Genomic DNA, 23434 nt, shown 5'->3' with positions numbered 1-23434 from the left:
CAGTCCATGGAGTCGTATGCGGCGAGCCGCCCTCACGCCTGCGCAGTGCACGACGCACTGTGGTCGTCGGACGCGGCGGAAGCGCGGCAGATGGCAGCGCAGTCCGGGGTCACCTGGTCCTGTGCCGGAGCGGTCAGGAACTGTCTGATCTCGGCACGGGGCGCGTGGACGCTGACCGACGCCTGGCCGTAAGGGCAGCGGCGCATGTGGCCGTCAGCGGACACGTACGCGGTCGCCGAGCGGCACGGCCAGCGCTCGCCCCCTGTGGCGGGCAGTTGAAGATCCCGCAGCTCGCCGAGGTACTCCCGGTACCGGTCGGACAGATGGAAGTAGCGGCCCAGCACGTCGGCGTCGAGATGTTGCTGGACCAGATAGTCCTGCACCGACTTGCCGTCGCGGCGCAGGGCACGCTCGTCGAGGACCACCGGGCTGAACTGGACCTTCACTCCTGCGTCAGATACGAGGCCGGCCAGGTCCCGGCACTCGCTGTCGCTCAGGCCCCAGCAGGTGACGTGCAGGATCTTCGTCTCGGTGCTGATCGCGCGCAGCGTGTCGATGCCGGAAGCCGCTGTGCGTGTAGTGCGTCCCAGCAGCATCGCGCCTTGTGAGTCGGCGGAGACGGTCACGTTGGCCAGCAGATGCGCCAGCGTGGAGAGGGTGACAACCTCGGCCACGGCCCGAGCTGAGGTCACCATCGACACTGACATACCGAACTGGCGGGCCAGCCGTACGAGCTGTCTGAGCTGCGGGTGGTGGGTCGGTTCGCCGCCGGTCAGGCATACCCCGTCCGCGCCCATCTCCTTCAGCCGCGACAAGGTGCGGGCGTAGGTCGCGGTGTCGAGGAAGCCGTGAGCGCGGTCGGCACGGAAACAGAAGCCGCAGGCTACCTTGCAGTGCCCTGCCGTGGAGATCAGCGCCGTGCGAACGTGGGCGTTCATTGCACCCCCGTGTTGTCCCACACGGCGATCTCCACGGTGCTCGTGTAGAACGCGCACATCTCGGGGTCCGGGGTATCGCCACCGATGAGGGCCTGCTCGTTGCGGGACGGGCCGCCACAGATCGCGAGCGCCGGGCAGTTCCCGCACTCGAGGATGGGAGCGACCTTCTTCGCCACGCCGGTCAGGCTGTCCGGATCGGCTCGCACCTCATTGAGGGTGCGCAGGAACGACGGCTCGGTGAAGTTGATGTCGCACAGGCTGACCCGGTTGCCTGGCAGCAGGGCGGCGTTCAGGCTGCGGTCGCCTTGCATGTGGTCGAGCAGCATCGGCCGACGGGTATCCAGGGCCTGGAAGGCGCGGTCCAGGACGGAGAACAGCATCCCGCCCCGTGCCAGGGCGGTCAGCCGGGCCTCGTACAACTCGCGCGCCAGGTCGGCGCCGTTGACTTGCCAGCGGCCCGCAGTCGGGATGGGCGTGTTGACGTAGATGAACTTCAGCCCGAGGTCATCGATGATCCACCGGACGGTCTCGCCGAGGCGTCCGATGTTCGCGGCCGTCGGAGTGAGGTTGCAGCCCACGTGCAGCCCATCGGCCTGGACAAACCGGGCGACGTTACGGCGAATCCGGTCGTCCGCGGGCTGGCCGCCGAGCAGAAGGCGGTGCGCGGAGTTGATGCCCGGGGGGCCATCGATGGAGATACCGACTCCATACTCGTACGCCACGAAGTGGTCGAGGGCATCGTCGGTCAGACGGGCACCGTTGGTGACGACTGTGCGCCGCACCCTCGCCACGTCGTAGCGGTCGGCGAGCGTGTCGGCGAGCCGGTCGCCGTACTGCATGAGGTCGAAGCGGATGGTCGGCTCGCCGCCGAACCACTGGATGGACACCTCTTCCTGCCCGGCGTTCTGCTCGAACAGGAACTCCAGCCCTTCCGAGAGCTCTTCCTTCGTCATGTCCGGCTTGCCGGTGTTGGTGTCGACGAAGCAGTAGGTGCAGGCCATGTTGCAGCGGTCGGTGAGGACCACGCGCAGACCGCTGATGCGAGAGGGGCTGGCGTCCAGGCCGAGGAATCGAAGACGGTCACGGAGTGCTTCGCGCCGGTCGGCCACGGGGCCGCCGGGGGTGAAGCCAAGCCCGGCAAGGGCTTCATGAGTCGCGGTCGGGGGGACCCCGGCGAGGTCGTGGACCTCGCCGGAGTCGATGAACACACTGTCCAGCGCGACCGGGTCGAGGAGAACCGCTTCCCCGTCCCGCTCGTACTGGAAGTACTTCCCCCACAGCATCCGGGGGACGGCCATGTGGTCAGGCCGCCGTTTCCTCTTCGGCGATCCCGAGTTCGCCCATGACCTCGCGGACCTTCTCCTCGGCGGCGGCCTGGAGCTTCGCGGAGGTGGCCGGCGAGCCGCCGTCGGCGAGGACGATCACACCGGGCAGCGTCGGGTTCGGCGCGATAACCGTGATGCCGGCCGGGTCGGTACCGATGACTATGATCGCGTTCTTCAGTTCGACCCAGTCGGTGCGCTCCTTGAGCGCCTCGATGATACGGCCCTGCTTCTCCTGGAAGGAGGCGCGCTCACCCATCCACACGCCCGCCTTGGACTTGGAGTCCACGACGTCCGCGTAGATCAGGTGGTCCTTCTTCTCTCGCCTGGCTTGAGGCATGGCTGATCCTTCCTCGTGCGCTGGATGTACTCGAACAACCCCCGGAGACCGGGCGGGTGCCGCCCCGCTCGGGGGGTGCGGGCGGGACGGCGCTTGGCAGCACTGCGACAACCGGGCACGGGGTTGTGCAGGCCCCCGGTCTTCAGCCCTCCGCTCTGCGGTGCAGAGCAGCGTGGTGAGACGTGGCTTCGCAGTGACGTGGTGACATCATGCTGACCTGCGAGGTCCTATTCGAGGACTCTGACAGGTCATCAAGAGGACTTGTACGGGACCTTGTTGCTCTCTGGTGGGTGCGTTTGCGCCACGATGAGGACATCGCATGCCGCTCTCTGACGAGAGCTCGTCCCGGAGGAGATCCATGGTGCGTCCTGCAGGCAACATCAAACTCAAGGCCGCCCGCCTCGCTGCCGGATACAACTCCCAACAAGCCTTGGCCGACGCCATCACCAAGGTGGCGCCAAGCCTCGGCATCAGGGGACTGGCCGTCGGCGTCCGACAGATCCGGCGCTGGGAATCCGCCTCACCGCCCTGGCCGCAGCCCGATGTGCACCGGGTCCTGACCCACCTCTTGGGGCAGACCATGGAAGACCTCGGATTCACACCTCCGTGGGGAAGCGCACGGACCCCGCCCAGCGCCGCGACCGGCGGCACCCCCCGCGCCCCGCTGGCCGGAGCCAGGTTGGCTTCCGTCCCCGCTCAAGGCGGAGCCGCAACGCAGCCAGCGAGTGTGGGCAGGGATTTCGAGGCTGTCACCCGCGCGCATAGGCACCTGTACTGGTCCGTCGCCCCCGCCGTACTGCATCCGGCGATTCTGGAGCATGCCCGTCTGGGGTGCGCCCTCCTCCCAGAGACGGCGACCCCAGCCCGTCAGACCGTCGCGGCCGCACTGGCCGAGTCCTACCTGCTGGCCGGCCGTATCGAGTTCTTCGACCTGCAACAGCCAGGACAGGCTTCAGAGACCCTCCTGCGGGCTCTACAGGCTGCCGGCGAAGCGGACGACCTGCTGCTCGGAGCGGCCATCCTCGCGCACATGGCCTTCATCCCGGGCTGGGCGGACGACCGGGAAGCCGCAGCTGAGCGCATGCTGGCCGCTCGTACCTACGCCCGCCGCGGGCAGGCGTCGGCGGAGTTCTGGGCGTGGCTGGATGCCGTAGAGGCGGAATGCGAGACCCGCTGCGGAGATCCTCACGCAGCCCTGCGCTTGATCCGCCACGCCGAGGACACACTCGCCGAGGGCTCCGAACATGCCACGCCCGACTGGGTGGACTGGTTCAGCCCTGTCCGCCTGTCCGCGTTCAAAGGCAACACGCAGTTGAAGGCCGGCCACTTGCCGCAGGCTCGCCAGACGCTCCTCGACGTACTCGACGGTCTGCCACCCGAGTCGGATAAACAGCGCACCGTCGTCCTTGGCGACCTCGCTGCGGTCGAAGCCGCGGACGGCAAACCGGAGGAGGCATGCCGATACGCCATCATGGCCCTCGACCAGTTGGCTATCACCTGGTACGCCACCGGCATGGATCGCATCCGCGAGGTCCGGCGCACGCTCGCTCCCTGGCAGAACGAGCAGTGCGTCCGGAACCTCGATGACCGTCTCTACGACTGGGGCACGACGGTCAGCGCCCTTCAGCGTTGAACTTGGCGATCTTCTCCGGCAGTTCCGCCAGCGAATCGATGCGCATCGTCGTGATCGCGTCCGCGTCCGGGTCGCGCTGTTGGATCGTGCCCCAGGGGCCGCGCCGGATGAGGGCGGTCAGGAGCCCCGCCTGTACGGCAGGGCGGATGTCGTTGTCGAGCCGGTCACCGACGTAAAGGATCTCGCCCGGCTCAGCAGGCGTCGCCTCAATGACGTGCTCGAAGAACCTCACGTCCGGCTTTGATGCCCCCCAGTCGTCACTGGTGGCGATCATGTCGGAAGGAAGGTCCAGGCCACGCAGCAGACCGCCGGCCCGCACGGTCTGATTCCCGGCGATGCCAACCCACAGCCCTGCTTCACGAAGGGCAGAGAGGGTGGGCCGGACGTCCGGGTAGAGGTCATCCTCGCCGAACCACTCCGGCTTCCCGGCAGCCGCGCGCTTCTCCCGCTCCTCAGTCAGGTCGAACCCGGGCCGGAACTCCTGGAACGTCTCGCGGTAGTCGCGCCCCTGCGCGATGACCGCCCCGAACATCGCCGCGAAGGTGTGCCGCGGCACCCCCAGCCAGTCCGCCCACGTCCCGTACTCCCGGGTCTCGTCAACAAGACACTCGCCCACGTCGAATACCACCGCACGAATCATGCTCCGCAGGTTAGACGGTTCGTCACGACGGGCGAAGCGGGCCTCTCGGACGGCAAAGGTCTCGACCGACGGCCGGTAAGCATTGGATCCGGGACATCCCGGAGGGGGGAGCCAAGAACACGGGCCGGAGCTACTGGACCTGGCCCGTGTAGAGCGTGTTCAACGTGGTGCTGGTCACCAGGACGGGCAGGAACAGCACATGGAAGGCGCCGAAGCCGAACCGGCCGAGGTACCTCGCTGGGTGCCGCAGCACCATCCGACCTGGCCCGGCAGCCGCCGGAGAGACCATTGCCGCATGGTGGTCATCACGCCGCCTGCCTCCGTAAGGCCGTGGGGTCGGCAGCGTCGACGACCGCCCACGGCGTCGTGATCAGCGCTCCGGTCCGGGCCTGCCAGGCGGCGAGGTTCGTCCTGTCCTCCGCCAGATGGCCCAAGCATCACGAGCAGGGGCGCGACGATCCCGGCCGCCCTCCCCTGCTCGACCGCAGCCAGAGCGTTGCGCCAGCCCTCGCACAGGACACGGCTCTCGAACGGCGCCGCCCGGTCGACGTACGTCTCGACCGTCTTCCAGCCAGCATCGGCGACTACGCACGGCGGCGCAGGCGTAACCCTGTCGGGGGCGCCCGGGAGGTCGCGCAGCTCCTTGCTGAGTCGCCGTCGCCCACGTCATAGACCCTCGTCGCGGCTGTGGGGGAGGATGCCCACTTCGAGGGGGTCTCAGGGCCACCTCCTCCGCGCCGCCAGCCACAGTTACTCCGGCGAGGGTTCGCCGGCCACTCGCCTGCGGAGCGATTCGACCTCGGCTCGCAGCGCGGTGTTCTCCTCTTCCAACTCTGCCTTGGTACGGCGGCTCACTGGAGCACGCCGAGGGCGTGTGTTCCGGCGGCTGGCGGGCGATGCGCTGGGAAGTTCCTCGAAGGGACCGATGGGCTCGAACGCCACGATCACCGAAGGATCTTTCCCACATTCCCTGCAGCGCGCCGCGCTATGCGGCCTGGTCTCGCTCAGGAGACACGCGACCTCCTGGATATGACCGCAGTAGAGGCGTACCCGCCAGCGCATGTAATCCGACGGAGACGGAGGCTGAAAAGGCCCCAAAAGCTCCCGAATCCTACTGGCAGTCTCAGCAGACAACGGTGGTGCACTGTCCACCACGCGACGAATGTACTCATCCCTCCGTTCTCTCTCGTCCTGGCAGCGGTGATCAGTTCGTGTGAGCCGATAGTCGGCCAGTGGTGTGCCGTGGCTTCCGTAATTGTTCGTCACGGTGCCGACGCTACGAGCCCGGCCAGGCCCCTGTGCCGGAAGAAGCTTGCGGCCACCCAATCCAGTGAGGGCCTAGGGCCCTGACCCAGTCCTTCCCTCGCCGTCGTAAGCAACGCGTCCTACTCGTATGTCTCCTTCCAGCGGGCACGGTGCCTACGGTCGCCCTGCCTGGGGACCGACAGCTCTGTCGAGCCGATCAGGCGAAGATTCCTGCCCATCCATGAGCTGTTGAATCGCGGCCAGGATCCCCTCCACCGCACCAGGTTCGGCTGCCAGGGCAGTCAGCGGGACTGACAGCCAGCCCTTGTGGCCTTTCTCTCGTTGCACCTCCAGCTTCTTCTCCAACTCGGGAACAGCCGGCAGAGACTCCGCGAACGCGGCCGCCCCGTCAAGGCCGAGGTGATGGGTGATCGATCCGAAACTGAAGGCAAGTTCCTCCTTCACGGGGTTGTCGTACAAGGACAGCGTCCAGAGCGGCACCTGCCGGCCTGCGACGGGATAGTAGACAGACATGCTCGAGTACTGGGCCGTACCGCCCTCCAACCGTCCCCTGGCAGCGGCGTGATCCAGCAGCGCGGTCGCGATCCGCCTCGGTTCCGGGGCGAGGCGAGTCCGTATCACCGTGTCCATGTCGTCACGCGTGGTCCTCTGCGCGGCGCGGCGACCGGAAGGGGACTTTGCCGCCGTGGCGACCTCCCCGTGGATGCGCGGGACCAGGACGCGAAGATCGCCGTCGCCTCGATACTGAGTCAACTCGACCGCGTACACGTCCGTCTGCCGCATCTGCCGGTTCAGAAACTCGACGATCGCCCTCAGCTCCAGCGGGATCCGGTCCGCGACGAACAGCAGCCGCATCTGCCCTGCGGCCAGCCGTTCCTCGACCATCGTCCAGAACTCCTCCGGGGAACGGTCGCCGAGCAGTTCCCCGTACGCCTCCTCCAGGGTCCGGCCGTCCGCGACGCAGGTCTCTTCGAATGAGCGCTGAAGCAGCGCTCCAGGCCAGTAACGCGCCCCGTTCGCCGCATAGTCGAGCATCTGGCCCACCACCTCACGCCGGATGCGCGTATCGCTCGCCCGCTTGACCTCCACGAGCGTCGGCACCCCGTCGGCGTCGACGAAGAGATGGTCCAGCCAGTACGCCGGCCCACTCTCGGCGCTCGTCGGGACGCCCATCTCCCGCGCCACCAGCACCAGCCGCAACGGCTGCCCGTCGGCCAGTGAGCCGAAATCCAGCACCCGCGGATGCCGCGCGAGGAGTTCCTGGAACTCCGCCTCGGTCTCGAATGCGGCTGGCTCCAGGGCCTGCAGATCGCTGCCCAGGACGAATACCGGCTGATCAGTCACTTGCTTCCCCACCCCTGTGATCTCGCGATCGTGTTCACTGATCGTTTCCGCATCGCTTAATACCGGAAGCCACCAACAGCAGCGACTCCATCGTCCTTGCCGTGATCTGCCGCCTGGCCCCAACTTGGCTCCCAGCGAGTCGAGTTGGGGCGCTTCACCAACAGGCCGGTTCTGCCCGCTGAAACGATCCGGGATCGTTTCAGTTCGAGCCTGACGTGGACGCGAGCCACGCTTCCATCTCGGCTCGCTCGCGCTGTGCGAGGCGTTCCGACCGTACAGTCGCGTCTGGCCTCAGCAGAGTCGGTTCATACACACCGTAGTCGGCGAGCAAATCGGATGAAATGGCGTGAGCCATCGTGCGCACTTGCATGCTTCCATTGCACAGGGCTTCCAGATATCCGATGCGATGGCAGGGGCTTCCCGTATCACTCGACACTGGCACCCCCGGCACGAAGCGGGCGGTTCCGTTGAGCGGCGTGCGGTCCAAGAGCACCTGGTCAGGAGATGAAGTGCCGGCGAGTACATCGGCATCTCCGTAGGCTCCGGCCCACTCTGCATAGGCGCACGCGAGATGAAGCCCGTAGAGCACGCTAGATTCCAGAAGGGTGAGGTTCAGCACGGGGGCGGCGACATCCTCTGCCGCGGGCGCGGGGTCCGAAGTCAGAGCGACCTGAAGGTGAGCGCTGCCGTCGGAGTGCCAGACGGCGTGGACGCCAGGTCCGGAGATCCGCATGCGGCCTCGGCGGATCACCGGGGCGTGGCCCAGTAGATCGCGGGACAGAGCAGCCGACGGGGCGACCCCTGGGCGTGTCAATGCGCCGAGGAATCCCCGCACATCCTGGAGGAAAGTGCGGTCTATACGGCGCTCGGCTCGTCCCGTGGGGACCAGAGAAATGTCCAGTCTGATGCTGCCGCCAGCGGGAGCTGCCAACCATGCACAGTCGTCTTCAAACTGTGCCGTTACCCGATGGGAGTGGTCTTCTGCCAGCTTGAAGCGGTCGCGATAGAGGGCCGCGATCTCTGATTCGTCCAACCAGGCGGTGGTCCGGCCCAGGCGACGCGCATACCCGTACCGTTGCTGCCCTTTGCCTCCGGTGGGGCGGACGGCGTGCGGGGCGACCGGACTACGCGGAACCCCGATCAGGATGTAGCCACAGTCCGGAGTGGTGGGGCTGTCAGCGATCATGCGTATGCGGAAGTCCGGGGGCAGGAACGGGAACACGCGACTGCGTAGGGCTTGGACGAGCTGGTTGTGCAGTTTGTCGCTGACCGCGATGGGGTTCAGACACTCCGCGTTGCCCTGGTCATTCTCGGTGACGCCGACAACGATCAGGCCGCCTCGCGCGTTGGCCATGGCCGTCACGTCCTTGGCGAACTCGTCCAGTCCATCGGCGTCCTTGGTGTACGCGTTGTCTTGCTTGAAGTCCAGGTCCACGTCTTCGGCCGCACGCTGGTCGCAAAGCTCGACCAGATGGCTTCGATCCAGGCCGTCGAAATCCGCGCCGAGCAGCTGAGCCAGTCTGGGAATCCTCACCGTCACCTGCGCAGGTTACGCCGGAAAGGCGCAACCGAACCCTCAACCCTTCTATACATACCGGCCGTTGAGACAGACCCTGAAGGGTGACTCTCTGTCGAAGGTGTGTACGCTCTCCGGATCTACGAGTCGTCGAGGCGCAGCGGCCTGTCGGGGGAGGGGCGTAGATGTCAATTTTCGACCCGCAGAAGCTGATCGCGGGCGCACGATTACGACTGCCGGGACACACCGAGCCTGTCACCGTGGTCCAGGTTCAACCAGGCACTTACTGGGAGTTCCTCGTCAAAGGCGACGCCGGGGACTTCCGGAGCGTCAGTCTGCCTGAGGATGAGCTCCCGGGCATCGAGGTGGTCGACGCCGGCGGAGAGCGCCCGTACGACTCGGACGCGCGGGTCTTCCGGCTTGGCGTGGAAGCCCGCAGGATCCGTACGCGCTTCCAGAACGATATGGGAGCTCTTTCCGTCTCGAGCATCGAGCCGCTGCCACACCAACTCGAGGCGGTGTACGGCAGGTTCTTGGAGGAGCCTCGGCTACGCTTCCTGCTCGCCGATGATCCTGGGGCCGGCAAGACGATCATGACCGGGCTCTACATCAAGGAGCTCCAGCTCCGCGGTGCGGCCGACCGGGTGCTGATCGTGGCACCCGCCAATCTCGGCTTCCAGTGGCAGCGCGAACTCGACGAACGTTTCCGGATCGCGTCCCGCCGATTAACCAGGGACACCTTGGACGCGGACCCCATGGCCAACCCTTGGGAGTCGGACGGCGTCTTCATCGTCTCCCGCGATCTGCTGAAGACTGAGGCAGTCCTCGGATCCTTCGCCGCCGCACAGCGCCCTTGGGACCTGGCAGTCCTCGACGAGGCCCACGGCTACACCTTGAAGATCAACAAGCGTGGGGCGATCGACAACCGCACCGGCCGGTACAAGGCCGCTGAGCGCGTTGCGCGTCACGCCGAACGACTGCTGCTCCTCACGGCCACTCCCCACTCGGGCCGCGAAGAATCCCTGTGGGGGCTGATGCGGCTTCTGGATCGCGACGCATACGGCGACCGATGCCCCGACCGCGTAGAGATCATGCCGCACCACTACTCCAGGACCACCAAGGAGCAGATGGTGGACCTGCGCGGCCACCCCCTCTTCCGGCCACGCTTCGCGCACACAGTTGCCTATGACCTCGCCGGTGCCGAGCTCGACCTGTACATCCGGGTGTCACAGTTCATCACCCAGGGTCTCGCTGAGATCCGTCGTGAGCGCACCGACAGCGGCCGTGCGTCCGTGTCCGGCTTCGCCCTCACGACCATGCAACGGCGGCTGGCGTCCTCTGTACGGGCCATCTGCCGAACCCTGCAGCGCAGGGTGGAGCGCCTGGAGCGGGAACTGGAACAGCCGACAGCGACAGCTACGGACGTCACCTGGCCCCTGCCGGACAAGAACACCAACGGTGACCGCCCCGAGGACGAGCGCTGGGCGCTCGAGGAGCAGGCTCTCGATCAGCTCTCCCTCTTCAGAGCCCCTGAGGAGATCGAGGCTGAACTCGGCCTTCTTCGCCCGCTGCTTGCACAAGCCGAGGAGACAGCGCTTCTGGGCGGGGAGATCAAGCTCCAGGAGTTATGGAAGATCCTGGATCAGTACGGGGTCGGCGACGACGCTTCGAAGAAGCTCTTGGTCTTCACCGAGCACAAGGACACCCTGGACTTTCTGGTCCACGAGCTGTCCCCGCACTTCGACGTGGCTGTCATCCACGGTGGTCTGCGTCCGGCAGAGCGGGTTCAGGCTGAGCGTGACTTCCGGGAACATGCACAGATCATGGTTGCCACCGAGGCGGCTGGCGAAGGTATCAACCTCCAATTTTGCCATCTCATGGTCAACTACGACATCCCGTGGAACCCCAACCGTCTTGAACAACGCATGGGACGAGTGCACCGCATCGGCCAGACCGAGGACGTTCACATCTTCAATCTCGTCGCGGCCAATACCAAAGAGGGCCACGTACTGGCCACGGTGCTCGGAAAGATCGAGACCATGCGACAGAACGAAGCCCTGGGAGACCAGGTCTTCGACGTCATAGGCGAGATTCTTTCCGGCTACCGGCTCCCCGAGTTGCTTGAGGCCGTCGTATCAGGCGAGAGGACATCCGAGGACGCGGCAGCCCAATTCGGTGCCGACGACGGCGAGTTCGACGAGCAGCTCATCGCGCGCATGCGCGCACTCTCGGAGAAGGCCCTGGTGACAGGGCATATCGACTGGCGGATACAGCGCCAGGAGACGGCCCGGGCGGAGGAACGGCGACTGCCTCCCGAACATCTCAAACGCTTCTTCCTTGACGCCGTCGACCATCTGGACGGCCAGGCGCGCGAACGGCTGGACCATGCCAGTGTCAGGGTTTCCCGCACCCCCGACATCCTGATCGCTCGCGACCGTGATCTCGGCACGTTACGCCAATTGCAGCCCAGCTACGAGCGAGTCACCTTCGACAAGAGTGTCGCCGTCCAGCGGCTGGCTCAGGACGCGGAGTCCGGGGCGCCCCGAGCGGAACTCTGCGGTCCCGGGCACCCCTTGTTCGAGGCGATCTTGGACTTGGTCATCGAGCAGACTGCGAGCGCTCTGCAGCGCGGCGCCGTCTTCCATGATCCCGGACTCAGCACTCCCGCACGGCTGCACATCCTGGAAGGCGAAGTCGCCGACGGTCATCGCTCGACGGTCCACCGCAGCATGGCTTCTGTCATCGAGGCCGCCAGCGAGTTCCTCCCCACGAGCGGCGCACTGTACGACCTACTGCCTGGGAGATCCGCGCAGCCGACTGGAGAAGGATTGGCGCCTGCCCGTCCGGAATCCCAGCTCATCGCGTGGGCGCGAGGCAATGTCTACGAGGCGCGACTGCGCGAAGTGCGAGAGCGCCGTGCACGCACCGCCGACATTCAAGAAGAGTTCCTGACCGCTTCGTTCCGTACATTGCTGGCTCGCTACGACGCTGAACTGCTGGATCTCGATGAGGAGTTGGAGGCAGGGAGAGCCGGCGCCGAGGGCCGTCATCGCAGGACGGAGCTCATTCGGCGGACAGTACTCGAACGCCGTGACAGGCGGATCGCGGACACGGCTCGCACGCGGCAAGTTGACCGCGGGCCTGTCACCGTCCTCGCCCAGGCACTGCTCTTGCCTCCGCCCCCATCATCCAGTCCCGTCGATGCCTGGGCTGAGCGAACGGGGAATGGGCGCGGACTCAGCGATCCGGAGATCGAACGGATAGCCGTGCAAGTCAGCATGGACCACGAATATGCACGTGGCTCCGAGGACCTCAGGTCTGTCGAAGCCGACAACCTGGGCTTCGACCTTGTCTCCCAGCGAGCCGAAACCACCCGATATATCGAGGTGAAGGGGCGCGCCGGGGTGGGGTCCGTCGAACTCACCTGGTCCGAGTACATCGCTGCCGGCAAATTCGGGCCCGCCTACTGGCTTTACGTGGTGCTCGACTGCGCCACCGATCATCCCCGGCTCTACCGCATCCAGGATCCGGCCGTTGCCCTTGCCGGGAACTTCCGGCCCACGCATGAGGTGCGCTACAGCGTCGCCCCAGGACCCGTCATCGACGCAGCGCAAACCGCGGGAGGAGACACACAGTGAAACGTGCGCTCATCGAGGAGAAGCTCCCGCTAGCCCCCGTCAATGCGGCTTCTGGTCGGGAAAAGCACCTGCGACACGGCCACATCTCCACCATGCACCTGTGGTGGGCTCGTAGACCCCTCGCCATGGCCCGGAGCGTGGTGCTCGCCAGTCTGGTCCCCGACCCTGGGCCCGACAGCACACACGCCCGCGAGAGGCTGCTCACCGACCTCGGCCAGGCCGCTCCTTTCGAAGCTTCTTCCCGACCTGCCTATCTGGCCCCGTTGCGCGCTGCCCTCGCCACCGCTTGGCCCGAGCGTTCCCCCAAGGTCCTTGACTGCTTCGCTGGAGGGGGCGCGATCCCGCTGGAGGCCGCGCGCCTCGGGTGCGACACCACCGCTGTCGACATCAACCCCGTCGCCCATCTCATCCAGCGCTGCGTCCTGGAGTACCCCGCTCGCTTCGGCGGTGTGGGCGAGGACGGCGGGCGGCCGTTCGTCGACGAGTTGGCCCACTGGGCCCAGTGGGTACGTGAGACAGCGGACGCCCGGCTTGCCGAGGTTCTTCCGCGCGGAGATGACGGCACCAGACCGGCCGTGTACTTCTGGGCCCGCACCGTGCCGTGCGCGGACCCGCATTGCGGCCGGACGATTCCGCTGATCTCCTCGCGAAAACTCGCTGATTCCACCCGGCACCGAATTCGTCTCGACTACGACATACAACGGGACCGGATCGAACTGCGCCTCGCAGAAGGCCCGCCTGCCGACGGCAGCGACTGGAAGCTCGGCACCAAGACGAGTCGCGGCTCCCAAGTGACCGTCACTTGCCCGGTCTGCGGGACCGCCCGTCCGGACCGAGAACTGCGCGGCTATGCACGTGAGCAAGGATTTGGGCACTACCTTTATGCGGTCCTCGACATCGGTCCCGACGGGATACGCACTTACCGTGAGCCCACGGCTGCCGATCACGCCGCGGTTGATCGGGCCGAAATCATGGCGGAGAGCCTGGAGGACTATCCGGATGGGACCAGCGCCATCCCTGACGAACTGGTTACGCGCTCACAGTTCCGGACGCTCCGCTCATTGACCTACGGCATCGACACCTGGGCGGGCATGTTCACTCCCCGCCAGCGGTTCGTCCTCGGCATACTGGCCCAGGCCGTCCGGTCCGCCCACGCGGCCATGCTGGAAAGTGGCACCGAACCTGAACGGGCCCAGGCTCTGGCGACCTATCTGGGACTCGCGGTCGATCGAGTGGTCGACTACAACTCGTCATTCGTCACCTGGCGGCCCACCGTCGAAGCGCCACGAAGCACCTTCCCCCAGCAGTCCATCCGTATGGCCTGGGATTTCACCGAGATCGACCCGTTCGGTGCTGGTCCGAGCGGCTGGTCAAGCGCCCTCGGTTGGATCACCCAGTCGCTGCGTCACTGTGCTGCCGCCACCGAAGGAAATCCCTCCCGAGTCCAGCGCGCCAACGCCCAGCATCTCCCCTTCGCCGACGGTGAGTTCGACGCGGTCATCATCGACCCTCCCTACTATGACGCCTTTCAGTACGGCGACCTCTCCGACTTCTTCTACGTCTGGCTCAAGCGGTCCATCGGGCACCTCTACCCCGAGCTCTTCGCCACCGCACTGACTCCCAAGCGTGCCGAGGTAATCCAGAATCGGGCACAGCGCGACTCCGCCGAGTACATATCCCGCGACGAATTCGAGGCCCGCCTTCAGCGTGCCCTGGACGAGGTTGCCAGGGTGGTCGCGGACGACGGCATCGTTTCATTGGTCTTCGCCCACACCGACAACGCCGCCTGGGAACATCTGCTGCGGGCCCTACGTCAGGCCGGCCTGAAGGTCACAACCTCTTGGCCAATGCAGTCCGAACGGGCAGGACGCACCACCGACAACGTCGGCTCGGTGTTGGCCTCCTCGGTGGTGCTGGTCTGCCGCAAAGTGGGTGATGCCACCGACGGCTTCTACGACGATGTGGTGCGCGACCTGGATGCTCGGATCGCCGAACGCCTTGCTGTCTTCGATGACATGAAACTGTCCGGCGCCGATTACTTCGTCTCGGCCATCGGCCCCGCCTTCGAAGTCTTCGCCCGCTATTCCCGTGTTCTGCGCCTGTCGGGAGACGAGGTAGGGGTCGACGAGCTGATGGTGCTGGCTCGTCAAGCTGTGGCCCGACACGCCACCAGGTCGCTCACCGGAGGCGAGTCTCTGGAGCGCCTGGACAGTCGTGCGCTCTTCTATCTCACGTGGCGTTGGGCGTACGACGGTCTGGCAATTCCCGCGGACGAGGCATACATGCTTTGCCGCGCCTTCGACCTTCACCTGGACGCCCTCACCGTACGGGGAGGGCTGATAGGCAAGTCCGGCTCCGACTACAAGCTGCTTGGACCTCACGAGCGCCGCGGCATCACGCTCGGCCAGCGTCCCTCCTGGGTAGATGTGATGCACTCCGCCTGCCTGCTCTATGACGAAGGCCGCCGCCAAGAACTCGACGCACTACTCGGCGCCAGTGGTGCGGGCACCGAGCCTGCCTTCTGGGCACTAGTCACCGCCGTCACCCAGCTCCTGCCAGAAGGCTCTCGGGAGCGCACGCTCTTGCTCGGTCTCGGCGGCAACCGCGACGACCTGGCAGAACGGGCTGCCAAGTATTCCCCAGACTTCGAGGAGCTCACTCTGTTTGGCACCCAGCCCTGATGCCGCCCCAGACCTCACGCAACGAAAGGAAAGTCCACCCCGTGGCCGGCCTCAAGAGTTGGAACGAGATAGCCCCTCCGCACCAGGACATTGCCAACGGCTCCTTCGACGAGGCGCTGTTCGCCGCGGACCTGGGCCTGGTCAGCAAGGGAGAGGGACCGCAGGATTATCGCGACGCCCAACTCTTCGTACAGAAGACGTATTTGACGGACAATCTGCGCACTGCTCTTGTCGAGATTGGAAATCGACTGGCCGGCGACCCCGCCGCCAAGGCAGTACATAGGATGCAGACGGAATTCGGTGGTGGAAAGACCCACACCCTGCTGTCCGCCTATCATCTCTTTGGCAGCGCCCGGGCTCTGTCGCGTACCCGGCTCGCCCGCCAGCTCACCCCCTCGCTCACGGATGGCCGCCTTCCACAGGCAACTGTCGTAGTCCTCGACGGCTCCGCTCTGAGCCCGGATCGTGCCAAGGCAAACCGTTCCCCGGGCCGTACCCTGCTTGGCCATCTCGCCTTTCAACTTGGCGGGGAAGAGGCATACGAAGACGTTCGGGCCGAGGACGAGGCCCGCCAAGCGACCTCCACCGCTCATCTGGTGGCCCTGCTCAAGCGCTACACGCCCTGCCTCATCCTCATGGACGAGACTCTCGAATACCTGGCGAAGACCATCACCGCGGATGGCGATCAAGGCGCCCTGACCACCAACACGCTGGTCTTCATAAAGGAGTTGACCACGGCGGTCGCCAATACCCCTGGCGCCTGCCTGGTCGCAACCCTCACCGCTTCCCACCTCGAAGATTTCACAGGTATCAACCACGAGGATCTGCTGGAGCGATTGGCAAAGATATTCGGCCGGACGGAGAACGTCATCACTCCGGTCGAAGGCGATGACATCTTCCCTGTCCTGCACACCCGGCTGTTCCAGAGCACTGGGACTCCCGCCCAGCGCCGTACGGTCGCGGATGCTTACGGCGACTACTACGCCGAGCAGTTCGGTGACGCTCTCCCCGCTGTCTACCGCGATCCTGTCTACCGCGACCGCATCGAGGCCGCTTACCCCTTCCACCCCGAGCTGATCGACCTGCTCACCCATCGTTGGGGCTCGCTGTCCGGCTTCCAGCGCACGCGCGGAGCCCTGCGCACCCTCGCGCACACCATCAAGGCTCTCCATGCGGAGGGGCGCGTCTCCCCACTCATCCACCCGGGAGACATCCCTCTTCATGATCCTGGGGTGCGGGCCGAGATTTTGAAGATCACCGGTGGCTCCTATCTGTCGGCTCTGAACGCCGACATCATTCGAGAGGATTCGCGAGCCCGCATCGAGGACCAGCGCCGCGGCGGCGAGATCGAGAAGCTGCGACTCGCGACCAAGCTCGCCACGACAGCCTTCGTCAACTCCTTCGGCTCCGACAGGGTCCTGGGTGCATCTGACGCCCAGATGACCGTTGGCGTAGGCCGACCGGGGCTGTCTCGCGGCGCCCTTGAGGATGTCCGGGACACCGTCAAGAATGTCGCCTGGTACATGCGCTACGAGGGCGGCCGCTACCGTTTCACCACCGAGCCCAACCTGAACAAGGTCATCGTGGAGCGCGAGAGCGCTGTCCCCGAGGACACGATCGCCGAGCTATTGGAAGAGGCCACCAAGAGTGTGGCTCCGGCCAAGTCCCCTTGGCGCACCCAGACCGGCGTCCTGAGTTCTGCGGACATCCGTGACGAACCTCGTCTGACACTCGCTCTGCTCGATCCCGAGCACCGGGTCGAGCCTTCCGAACCAGGCACCGTTGGGGACACGGCCCACCGGATCCTGAGCGAGTACGACCAGTCCGGCCGCATCAACAAAAACGCACTGGTCGTAGTCGCTCCCGACACCGGCGCCCTCGGCCGTGCCCGTGCACTGGCACGGACTCTGGCGGCGATGCGCGAACTGCGCGACGACGTACACCGGCTGAAGCGGTTCAATCAGGAACAGCAGGCCGACCTGCGAGAGAGAGTTGCACGCGCTGAGGATCGACTTCCCGCGCTGCTCACCATGGCCTACCGCCATGCGTTCTTGCTTGCCAATGGCACGGGCGGTTCTCCGCCCACCACACAGCACCTCGACCTAGGGGCCGCCCGCGCCAGCGAGACCGTCACCTCCAGAGTTACGGAACGGCTGCGGTCGGGTGACGGTCTGCTGGACAGGCTCGCTCCGGCTGCGTTGTTGTCAGACCGCTTCAACCTGCTTCCGGCAGACGTGGAGGCTGTCGAGATAGAGAACCTGCTCAAAGCGTTCCGTCGCTTCCCAAGGCTTCCGAAACTCGCGTCTACCGAAGTGCTGCGTGACTGTCTGACGGAGGGGGTAAGGCGTGGAGTCTTCGGCCTGATTTCGGGCTCCACCTGGCAAGCGGCCGATGCAGTGGTCCGCATCGGGGAGGAGATCTCGCCGGATGAGATCGACTTCCAGCCGGGCACCTGGCTGGTACGGGCCGCCCGCGCCCAGGCTTTGCGGGACCTTGAGGCACCTCCCGCGCATCCTTCTGTCGCCAGTAGCACGCGGACGGGGACGTCTGTCGCCCCCGAAACCAGAGAGCCGACAGTCTCGGAGGAGCCAGCGCCAAGGACGCCCTCAGCAGGGCCCACCAGTCTGCGACTGCGTATTACAGATGTCCCGGCCGACAAAGTTCGCGATGTCGTAAAAGTGGCAGTGCTGCCTTTCGCCGCGCAGGGCGCCGACGTACGCGTGGAGCTGAACGTTTCCGTTCGATCCTCGAAGCCGATACCCCCGCATGTCATTGACTTGGTCGTCGAGGAGGGCCTCGGCCAACTTGGCCTCCGGGCTGAGGCGCACGAACAATAGTGGCGACGTCTTCGATGCCGCAGCAAAGGGCACGGCGTGGCCTCGGAACGTCAAGTGACGACACACTCAAGCAAACTTGCTCGTGCAATGCGACGCGCGACCCCTGCTACCGAACCGTCGGTCCATGGCCTGGGAGAAAATTGGGAGAAGATCTTCCCTCAGAGTCCCTGCCGGACCACCCAAGACCTATCGACACCAACGCACTGACCTGCGTAAACATCATCCCGAGCAGGTAAGGATCTTGACCGACCCTCATTCGGGACGAAGAGGTCGTGGGTTCAAATCCCGCCACCCCGACAGTGAAGTACCAGGTCAGGGGCCTGATCCGCTTAGCGGATCAGGCCCTGAGTGGTTTCTGGGGCCGTCCTGGAAGCCCTCTGGGAGCCGACTTCAGAATCGACTCCCGGGCGGCTCCCACTGCCCCACACGCAAAGACAGCACCTTGTACATGAGAAGCCGTTGCCCTTCGATCATGAGGACGGTTCTGCTTGAGCAGGGTCTCTGGTCGGGTGATCTCACCGACCGAACAGGGTGCGGAGATATCCGTCGGACATGACGGACGCGGACTGGCAGGTGGTACGGGACGCGTTGCCGGTGCCGGTGCCGGTGCGGCTGGATGGCAGGGACGGCCAGCGGGGGGGGGCTACTGCCACCGGCAGATGCTCGATGCGATTCGCTACGTCACCGACGGGTTGGCTCGTTCCACGCCAGCCGGCCGCGTGCGTCATCGGCTTGCGCTGCGTCCGTGCCTACGATCACCACCGTGGTCGCCTGGTAGGCCGCGGCAGCTTCCTCCTCCTGGATCGACGCCGTAGCGGCAGAGCCTGAAAGGCGCGTCGGCCTGCCCGAGGCTTTCTGCCGGGAGGCGGCTTTGTACGCCAGCGCGCCCCCAGGTGTCGATACTCAGTTCCAGCCAGTGCCACACCCGCATCCCGTGTTCCTCGACCGTGAGCCGCTCAGAGGTCGGCGGAGCCTCATGCGACCGGGCTCGGGGTCGCGGTGCGCGGTCCGCGTGGTGGCTTCCCGGCGGGGCGGTCGAGGCTGACGGTGACGGAGATTCGGATGTGCCGGCTTCAGTGGCGGGCGACTTCAGGCCAATCGTCGCTCGGGCGCCAACCATGCTGGTAGCCAGGCTCGTTCAGTCGTTCCATTCCAAATCTTTGGTGTCACTTTATCCTTTCTTGATTGATTATTCGGGGCTGAAATATCGAGCAACCATCACCCCTGATCTGTGCGGTGGCTGTGCGGTGCTGCTTAGCCTGCGGGAGCCAGTGGCCGTGGGGGCTGCTGGGACTTGTCTGCTTGAGGAGAAGCATGTCGTCACGTGCCTACGGCACGTCGTTCAGACGCGCCCGGATTCATGCAAGACGCACCGCCCTGGCGGCCTCGGTCGCCGTTGCACTCACCGTGGGAGCAATCCCAGCCGTTGCCGCTCCCGATGACGCCGACAAGCCGGTCTCGGCCTGGGGCAGGGACGGCGAGAAGGCCAAGATGCCACCGGTCAAGGTCGGAACGACCAGGGCCCCGGGGCCAGTTCGCGAGAAGGAGGCGCCCGCCGCGCTGGCCCAGTGGCGAGCCGCCCAGAAGACGCGGGCCCTCGCCGGGAAGAGCGCACCGCAACCCGGCGCGAAGTCGCTCGCCGCCGCTGAAGCCGTGGTGCCCAAGGGCCAGGGGCAGGTTCCCTGGCACCAGATATCCGACGTCCGCGTCACCGATTCTCTGGTGGCCCGCATCAACTACTCGTCCGGCAACCTGATGCTCACCGCGACCGACTTCCAGGTCGCCGGGGTCGGCCAGCAGCTCCAGCTCAACCGCACGTACAACTCGATGGACGCACCCTGGGGCAAGATCTCCCAGCGCTGGTGGGCCAACTACGAGCGGTACTTACAGATCGAGACCGGCAAGGTCGTCCTCTACGACGCCACCGGCGGCTCCGTCTCCTTCACGAAGAAAGCCGACGGCAGCTACGCCACACCCGAGGGCCACCGCCTGGACCTGGCGCAGACCTCCAACGGCGAGTTCACGGTCACCGAGCGCGGTTCGGGCCGCAAGGACACCTACAGCCAGTACGGGACGCTGCTGAAGACGACTGACCGCAACGGCGGCCACATCCTGGTCGATCAGCACGACGAGGGCACCGATCACAAGGGCTTCAAGCTCACCGACAGCCGCTCGGGCCGCTGGATCGACCTGCTCAAGACGGACGCTTCGCAGTGGCAGGCGAAGGACAACTCCGGCCGCACGGTGGTCTACGACCTCAACCCGTCCGGCGACCTGGCCAAGACCACGGACGCCGAGGGCAAGGCAACCGTCTTCGGCTACGACGCCGACCGCCGCCTGACGAAGATCACCACCCCGGAGGGGCGGGTCACGGTCTTCACCTACGACAGCCGCAACCGGGTCACCTCGATGAAGCGGGCCACTGCCTTCGACGGCTCCGGCGAGACCGGCCCCACCTACAACTACCGCTACTCGTCGGACACCCCGAACACCGCCGGCACCACCACGGTCACCGACCCGGTCGGCGACACCACCACCTACACCTACGCGGCCGATGGCGAGATCACCAAGGTCATCGACGCGCTCGGCCACTCCCGCGAGCGCACCTACGACGCCAACCGCAACGTGACCACCGCCGTGGACGCCATGGGGGTCGGCAGCACCCCGGGCAACGTCACCGCGTATGGCTGGGATGCCCGATCCAACCCGACCAGCGCGAAACTGCCGACCGGCGCCACCTCGACGCTGACCGCGTACCGGACCATCGCGGGCGCGGATGTGCCGGGCAAGCTGACCACTGCGGACGGAGCCTCGGTCAGCTACACCTACGACGATGCCGGTAACACCACGAAGGAAACGGTCGCCGGCGCCGAGGGAGGCACCCGCACCTTCACCTACAACCCTGCCACGCCCACCTGCGGCGGCTTCGAGGGCCAGCGCTGCGAGGTGAAGGACGCAGGCGGGCATGCCACCAAGTTCGGTTACGACGCCAAGGGCAACCTGACCAAGGTCACTCCGCCCAACCCGCTGGGCACGATCACGTACACGTACGACAGCCTGGGCCGGGTGGAGACGTCCGTGGACGGGCGCGGCATCAAGACCGTCTACGTGTACGACAACCGCAACCGGATCACCAAGGTGTCCAGCACCAACTCCACCGTCAGCTATGCCTGGGACGGTGACGGCAACCTCAAGCAGCGCTCGGACTCGACCGGCATCGTCCGTTACGACTTCGACCCGCTCAGCCGCGAGACCATTCGCACCCTGCAGGACGGCTCCCAGACCGTCCTGACCTACACCGCAGACGGCAACGTGGAGACGTACCACGACCCGAACGGGCTGATCCGCTACACCTACACCAAGACCAACAAGCTGGAGTCGCTCACCGACGGCTTCGGGCAGAAGACCGGCTACGAGTACAACGCCAACGACGCCCGTACCAAGGTCAGTTACCCGGGCGGCACGGTCGCGACGACGACCCGGGACAAGTCCAACCGGGTCACTGCCATCAAGGCGACCTCGCCCAAGGGCACTCTGATGGACCTGGCGTACACCTACGCGTACACCAGCGGGTCGACGACCAAGGACGGCTCGAAGATCCGCACCCGGACCGACGCCGTCACCGGCCTCGAACGCGCCTACACCTACGACTCCGCCGGGCGTCTGACGTTCACCAGGCAGACCAAGAACGGCGCCGCCGACAACAGTTGGCTGTACTGCTACGACGGCGCGGGCAACCTCACCTCGCAGGGCACCGCCGCCGGCTGCCCGGGCGGCTCCACGTACACCTACAACGACGCCTCCCAGATCACCGGCAAGAACGGATCGACCGCCAACTGGTCGTACGACGGCGCCGGAAACGAGACCGCGGCCGCCCCGACAGCCGAACTGACCCGCACCGGCGGCCAGTGGAGCGACTACTCCCAGCTGACATCGATCACACAGGGCGGCACCACCTACAAGGGCCGCTACGGCAGCACGGACAACTCCGAGCGCACCGAGTTCGGCGGCACGCTCTTCCACCACGGGCCGCTCGGCCTGTCCGCCCAGAGCAGCGGTGGTGTGGACACCAACTTCACGCGCGAGCCAGGCGGCACCCTCAACTCGTTCCGCACCAAGGACGCCACGTACTACTACCTCGCCGACGCCATCGGCAGCATCGAGGCAGTGGTCAATGCGGACGGCGAGAAAGTGAACACCTACTCCTACAGCCCTCGCGGCGTCACCGGCGCCACCGAACGAGTCCCCCAGCCCTACCGGTTCGCCGGCGGCTACCAGGACCCGACCGGCCTCTACCACCTCGGCGCCCGCTACTTCGATGCCAACCTCGGCCGCTTCACCCAGCCCGACCCATCGGGCCTGGAGGCCAACCCCTACCTCTACGCATCCGGTGACCCGACCAACATCATCGACCCCAGCGGTCTGTTCGGTTTCGGCGGACTGGTGGACGCGCTCGGCGGCGGCGTGGACGCACTCGGGTGGGCCGGCGACGGCGTGAGTGCCATCACGAAACTGGCCACAGGGGACACGGTCGGAATGTGGGGGGATGTCGCAGGCTTCATCGGCGGCGGCGCCTTCTTGGTCGGCTGCGAACTCGTCATGCTGGGCGGCGCCATCCCAACGGCTGGAGCGTCGGCCGTAGCAGGGCAGGCGGTTTGCTTCGCCGGTTCATGGGCGGCCGGCGAAGTTGCCTCCAGTACCGTTGAATGGGCCCTCGGCTAGCACATGACTTGCTGGGGTGGAACCCGGAAAGGGTTCCACCCCAGCACCTGAATCCGACGCATGAAAGGTGAACACAATGGTCCGCCTGGGCTGGACGATGGAACAGCAGGCAGGGATCCGGTTCTACACCAAGCTCCTGAACATCTTCACTCTGTTAGGGGTTGCACTCTTCTCGATCATGACCCTGTCCATGGGAAAGCCCCGCGGGTGGATTCTCGTCGCAGCCTTCATCCTTTTCTGGGCATGCGTGACTCTCTTCATGAGGCGCATGAAGAAGGGACAACCGTAGCGGGCAGCCCTCGGCATTGATTTCCGCGGCCTGCCCCTGGTCTGGCTGTCGCACCACACTTGCGGGGCACCCTGGAGCTATCGGACGCTCGACGAGCTGGAGGAACTCGACGCCGAACACGAGCGGCGTCGAACCACCGGAAGCGTCTTCGTGCTGGACTGTGGAGCCCTGTCCCTTGCGGTACGCGGCGACCGGTCGTCGACATCGGATCGGAAACGACGAGGCCCGCCAGGCAACGCCGGCTCCTGGCCGACGCCAAGTCGTACGG

The 23434-nt window shown here is 65.9% G+C and carries 13 protein-coding genes; 5 read left to right on the top strand and 8 right to left on the bottom strand.

Features of this window, described 5'->3' with window-relative positions; translation table 11 throughout:
- Positions 1–32: 32 nt before the first annotated feature.
- The 3 genes from QQY66_RS27085 to QQY66_RS27075 are packed head-to-tail and all read right to left on the bottom strand — an operon-like array spanning position 33 to position 2600.
- On the bottom strand, positions 33–938 hold the full coding sequence (locus QQY66_RS27085) for a radical SAM protein (protein WP_301982896.1): 906 nt from the start codon (positions 936–938) through the stop codon (positions 33–35).
- Positions 935–2236, bottom strand: coding sequence for a radical SAM protein (locus QQY66_RS27080; RefSeq protein WP_301982895.1), 1302 nt, complete (start codon positions 2234–2236; stop codon positions 935–937). The genes QQY66_RS27085 and QQY66_RS27080 overlap by 4 nt, the downstream gene beginning before the upstream one ends.
- Positions 2237–2240: 4 nt before the next feature.
- Positions 2241–2600, bottom strand: coding sequence for a hypothetical protein (locus QQY66_RS27075; RefSeq protein ID WP_301982894.1), 360 nt, complete (start codon positions 2598–2600; stop codon positions 2241–2243).
- Between the two features lie 358 nt (positions 2601–2958).
- Here QQY66_RS27075 and QQY66_RS27070 point away from each other — a divergent pair, with 358 nt between their 5' ends.
- Entirely contained in the window at positions 2959–4233 is a 1275-nt protein-coding gene (locus tag QQY66_RS27070; protein WP_301982893.1) for a transcriptional regulator, read from the top strand.
- On the opposite strand, the gene QQY66_RS27065 is transcribed toward QQY66_RS27070, so the two are convergent.
- From QQY66_RS27065 to QQY66_RS27050, 4 genes are all read right to left on the bottom strand, one after another.
- Entirely contained in the window at positions 4214–4873 is a 660-nt protein-coding gene (locus QQY66_RS27065) for an HAD family hydrolase (RefSeq protein WP_301982892.1), read from the bottom strand. The two genes, QQY66_RS27070 and QQY66_RS27065, sit on opposite strands and share 20 nt — an antisense overlap.
- A gap of 130 nt (positions 4874–5003) precedes the next feature.
- The gene (locus QQY66_RS27060; protein ID WP_301982891.1) at positions 5004–5162 is read right to left on the bottom strand and encodes a hypothetical protein; all 159 of its coding nucleotides are present in this window, start codon (positions 5160–5162) and stop codon (positions 5004–5006) included.
- Positions 5163–6292: 1130 nt separating this feature from the next.
- The gene (locus tag QQY66_RS27055) at positions 6293–7483 is read right to left on the bottom strand and encodes a hypothetical protein (RefSeq protein WP_301982890.1); all 1191 of its coding nucleotides are present in this window, start codon (positions 7481–7483) and stop codon (positions 6293–6295) included.
- A 199-nt stretch (positions 7484–7682) separates the two neighbouring features.
- Complete coding sequence (locus tag QQY66_RS27050; RefSeq protein WP_301982889.1) at positions 7683–9023, bottom strand: helix-turn-helix domain-containing protein; 1341 nt, start codon at positions 9021–9023, stop codon at positions 7683–7685.
- 161 nt (positions 9024–9184) lie between these two features.
- Between QQY66_RS27050 and QQY66_RS27045 the strand changes: the two genes are divergently transcribed.
- Genes QQY66_RS27045 through QQY66_RS27035 form a run of 3 tightly spaced genes read left to right on the top strand, consistent with a single transcriptional unit; the run spans position 9185 to position 18155 of the window.
- Positions 9185–12637 (top strand): helicase-related protein, encoded by a 3453-nt coding sequence (locus QQY66_RS27045; protein ID WP_301982888.1) that lies wholly within the window; start codon positions 9185–9187, stop codon positions 12635–12637.
- A complete protein-coding gene (locus QQY66_RS27040; RefSeq protein ID WP_301982887.1) occupies positions 12634–15318 on the top strand; it encodes a DUF1156 domain-containing protein in 2685 nt (894 codons plus the stop codon). The genes QQY66_RS27045 and QQY66_RS27040 overlap by 4 nt, the downstream gene beginning before the upstream one ends.
- A gap of 41 nt (positions 15319–15359) precedes the next feature.
- Positions 15360–18155: an ATP-binding protein gene (locus tag QQY66_RS27035; RefSeq protein ID WP_301982886.1), complete on the top strand. Its 2796-nt coding sequence runs from the start codon at positions 15360–15362 to the stop codon at positions 18153–18155.
- A 515-nt stretch (positions 18156–18670) separates the two neighbouring features.
- Here the strand turns inward: QQY66_RS27035 and QQY66_RS27030 are convergent.
- A complete protein-coding gene (locus tag QQY66_RS27030) occupies positions 18671–18808 on the bottom strand; it encodes a hypothetical protein (RefSeq protein WP_301982885.1) in 138 nt (45 codons plus the stop codon).
- 661 nt (positions 18809–19469) lie between these two features.
- On the opposite strand from QQY66_RS27030, the gene QQY66_RS27025 reads away from it, so the two are divergent.
- Positions 19470–22877 carry an RHS repeat-associated core domain-containing protein gene (locus tag QQY66_RS27025; RefSeq protein ID WP_301982884.1) on the top strand — a complete coding sequence of 1136 codons (3408 nt, stop codon included), beginning with the start codon at positions 19470–19472 and terminating at the stop codon, positions 22875–22877.
- Positions 22878–23434: the final 557 nt, after the last annotated feature.

The sequence above is a fragment of the Streptomyces sp. DG2A-72 genome, from assembly GCF_030499575.1.
GTDB lineage: Bacteria > Actinomycetota > Actinomycetes > Streptomycetales > Streptomycetaceae > Streptomyces.
Note: the sequence above shows the minus strand (reverse complement) of the source record. Positions and strands in the feature narration are given on the sequence as shown.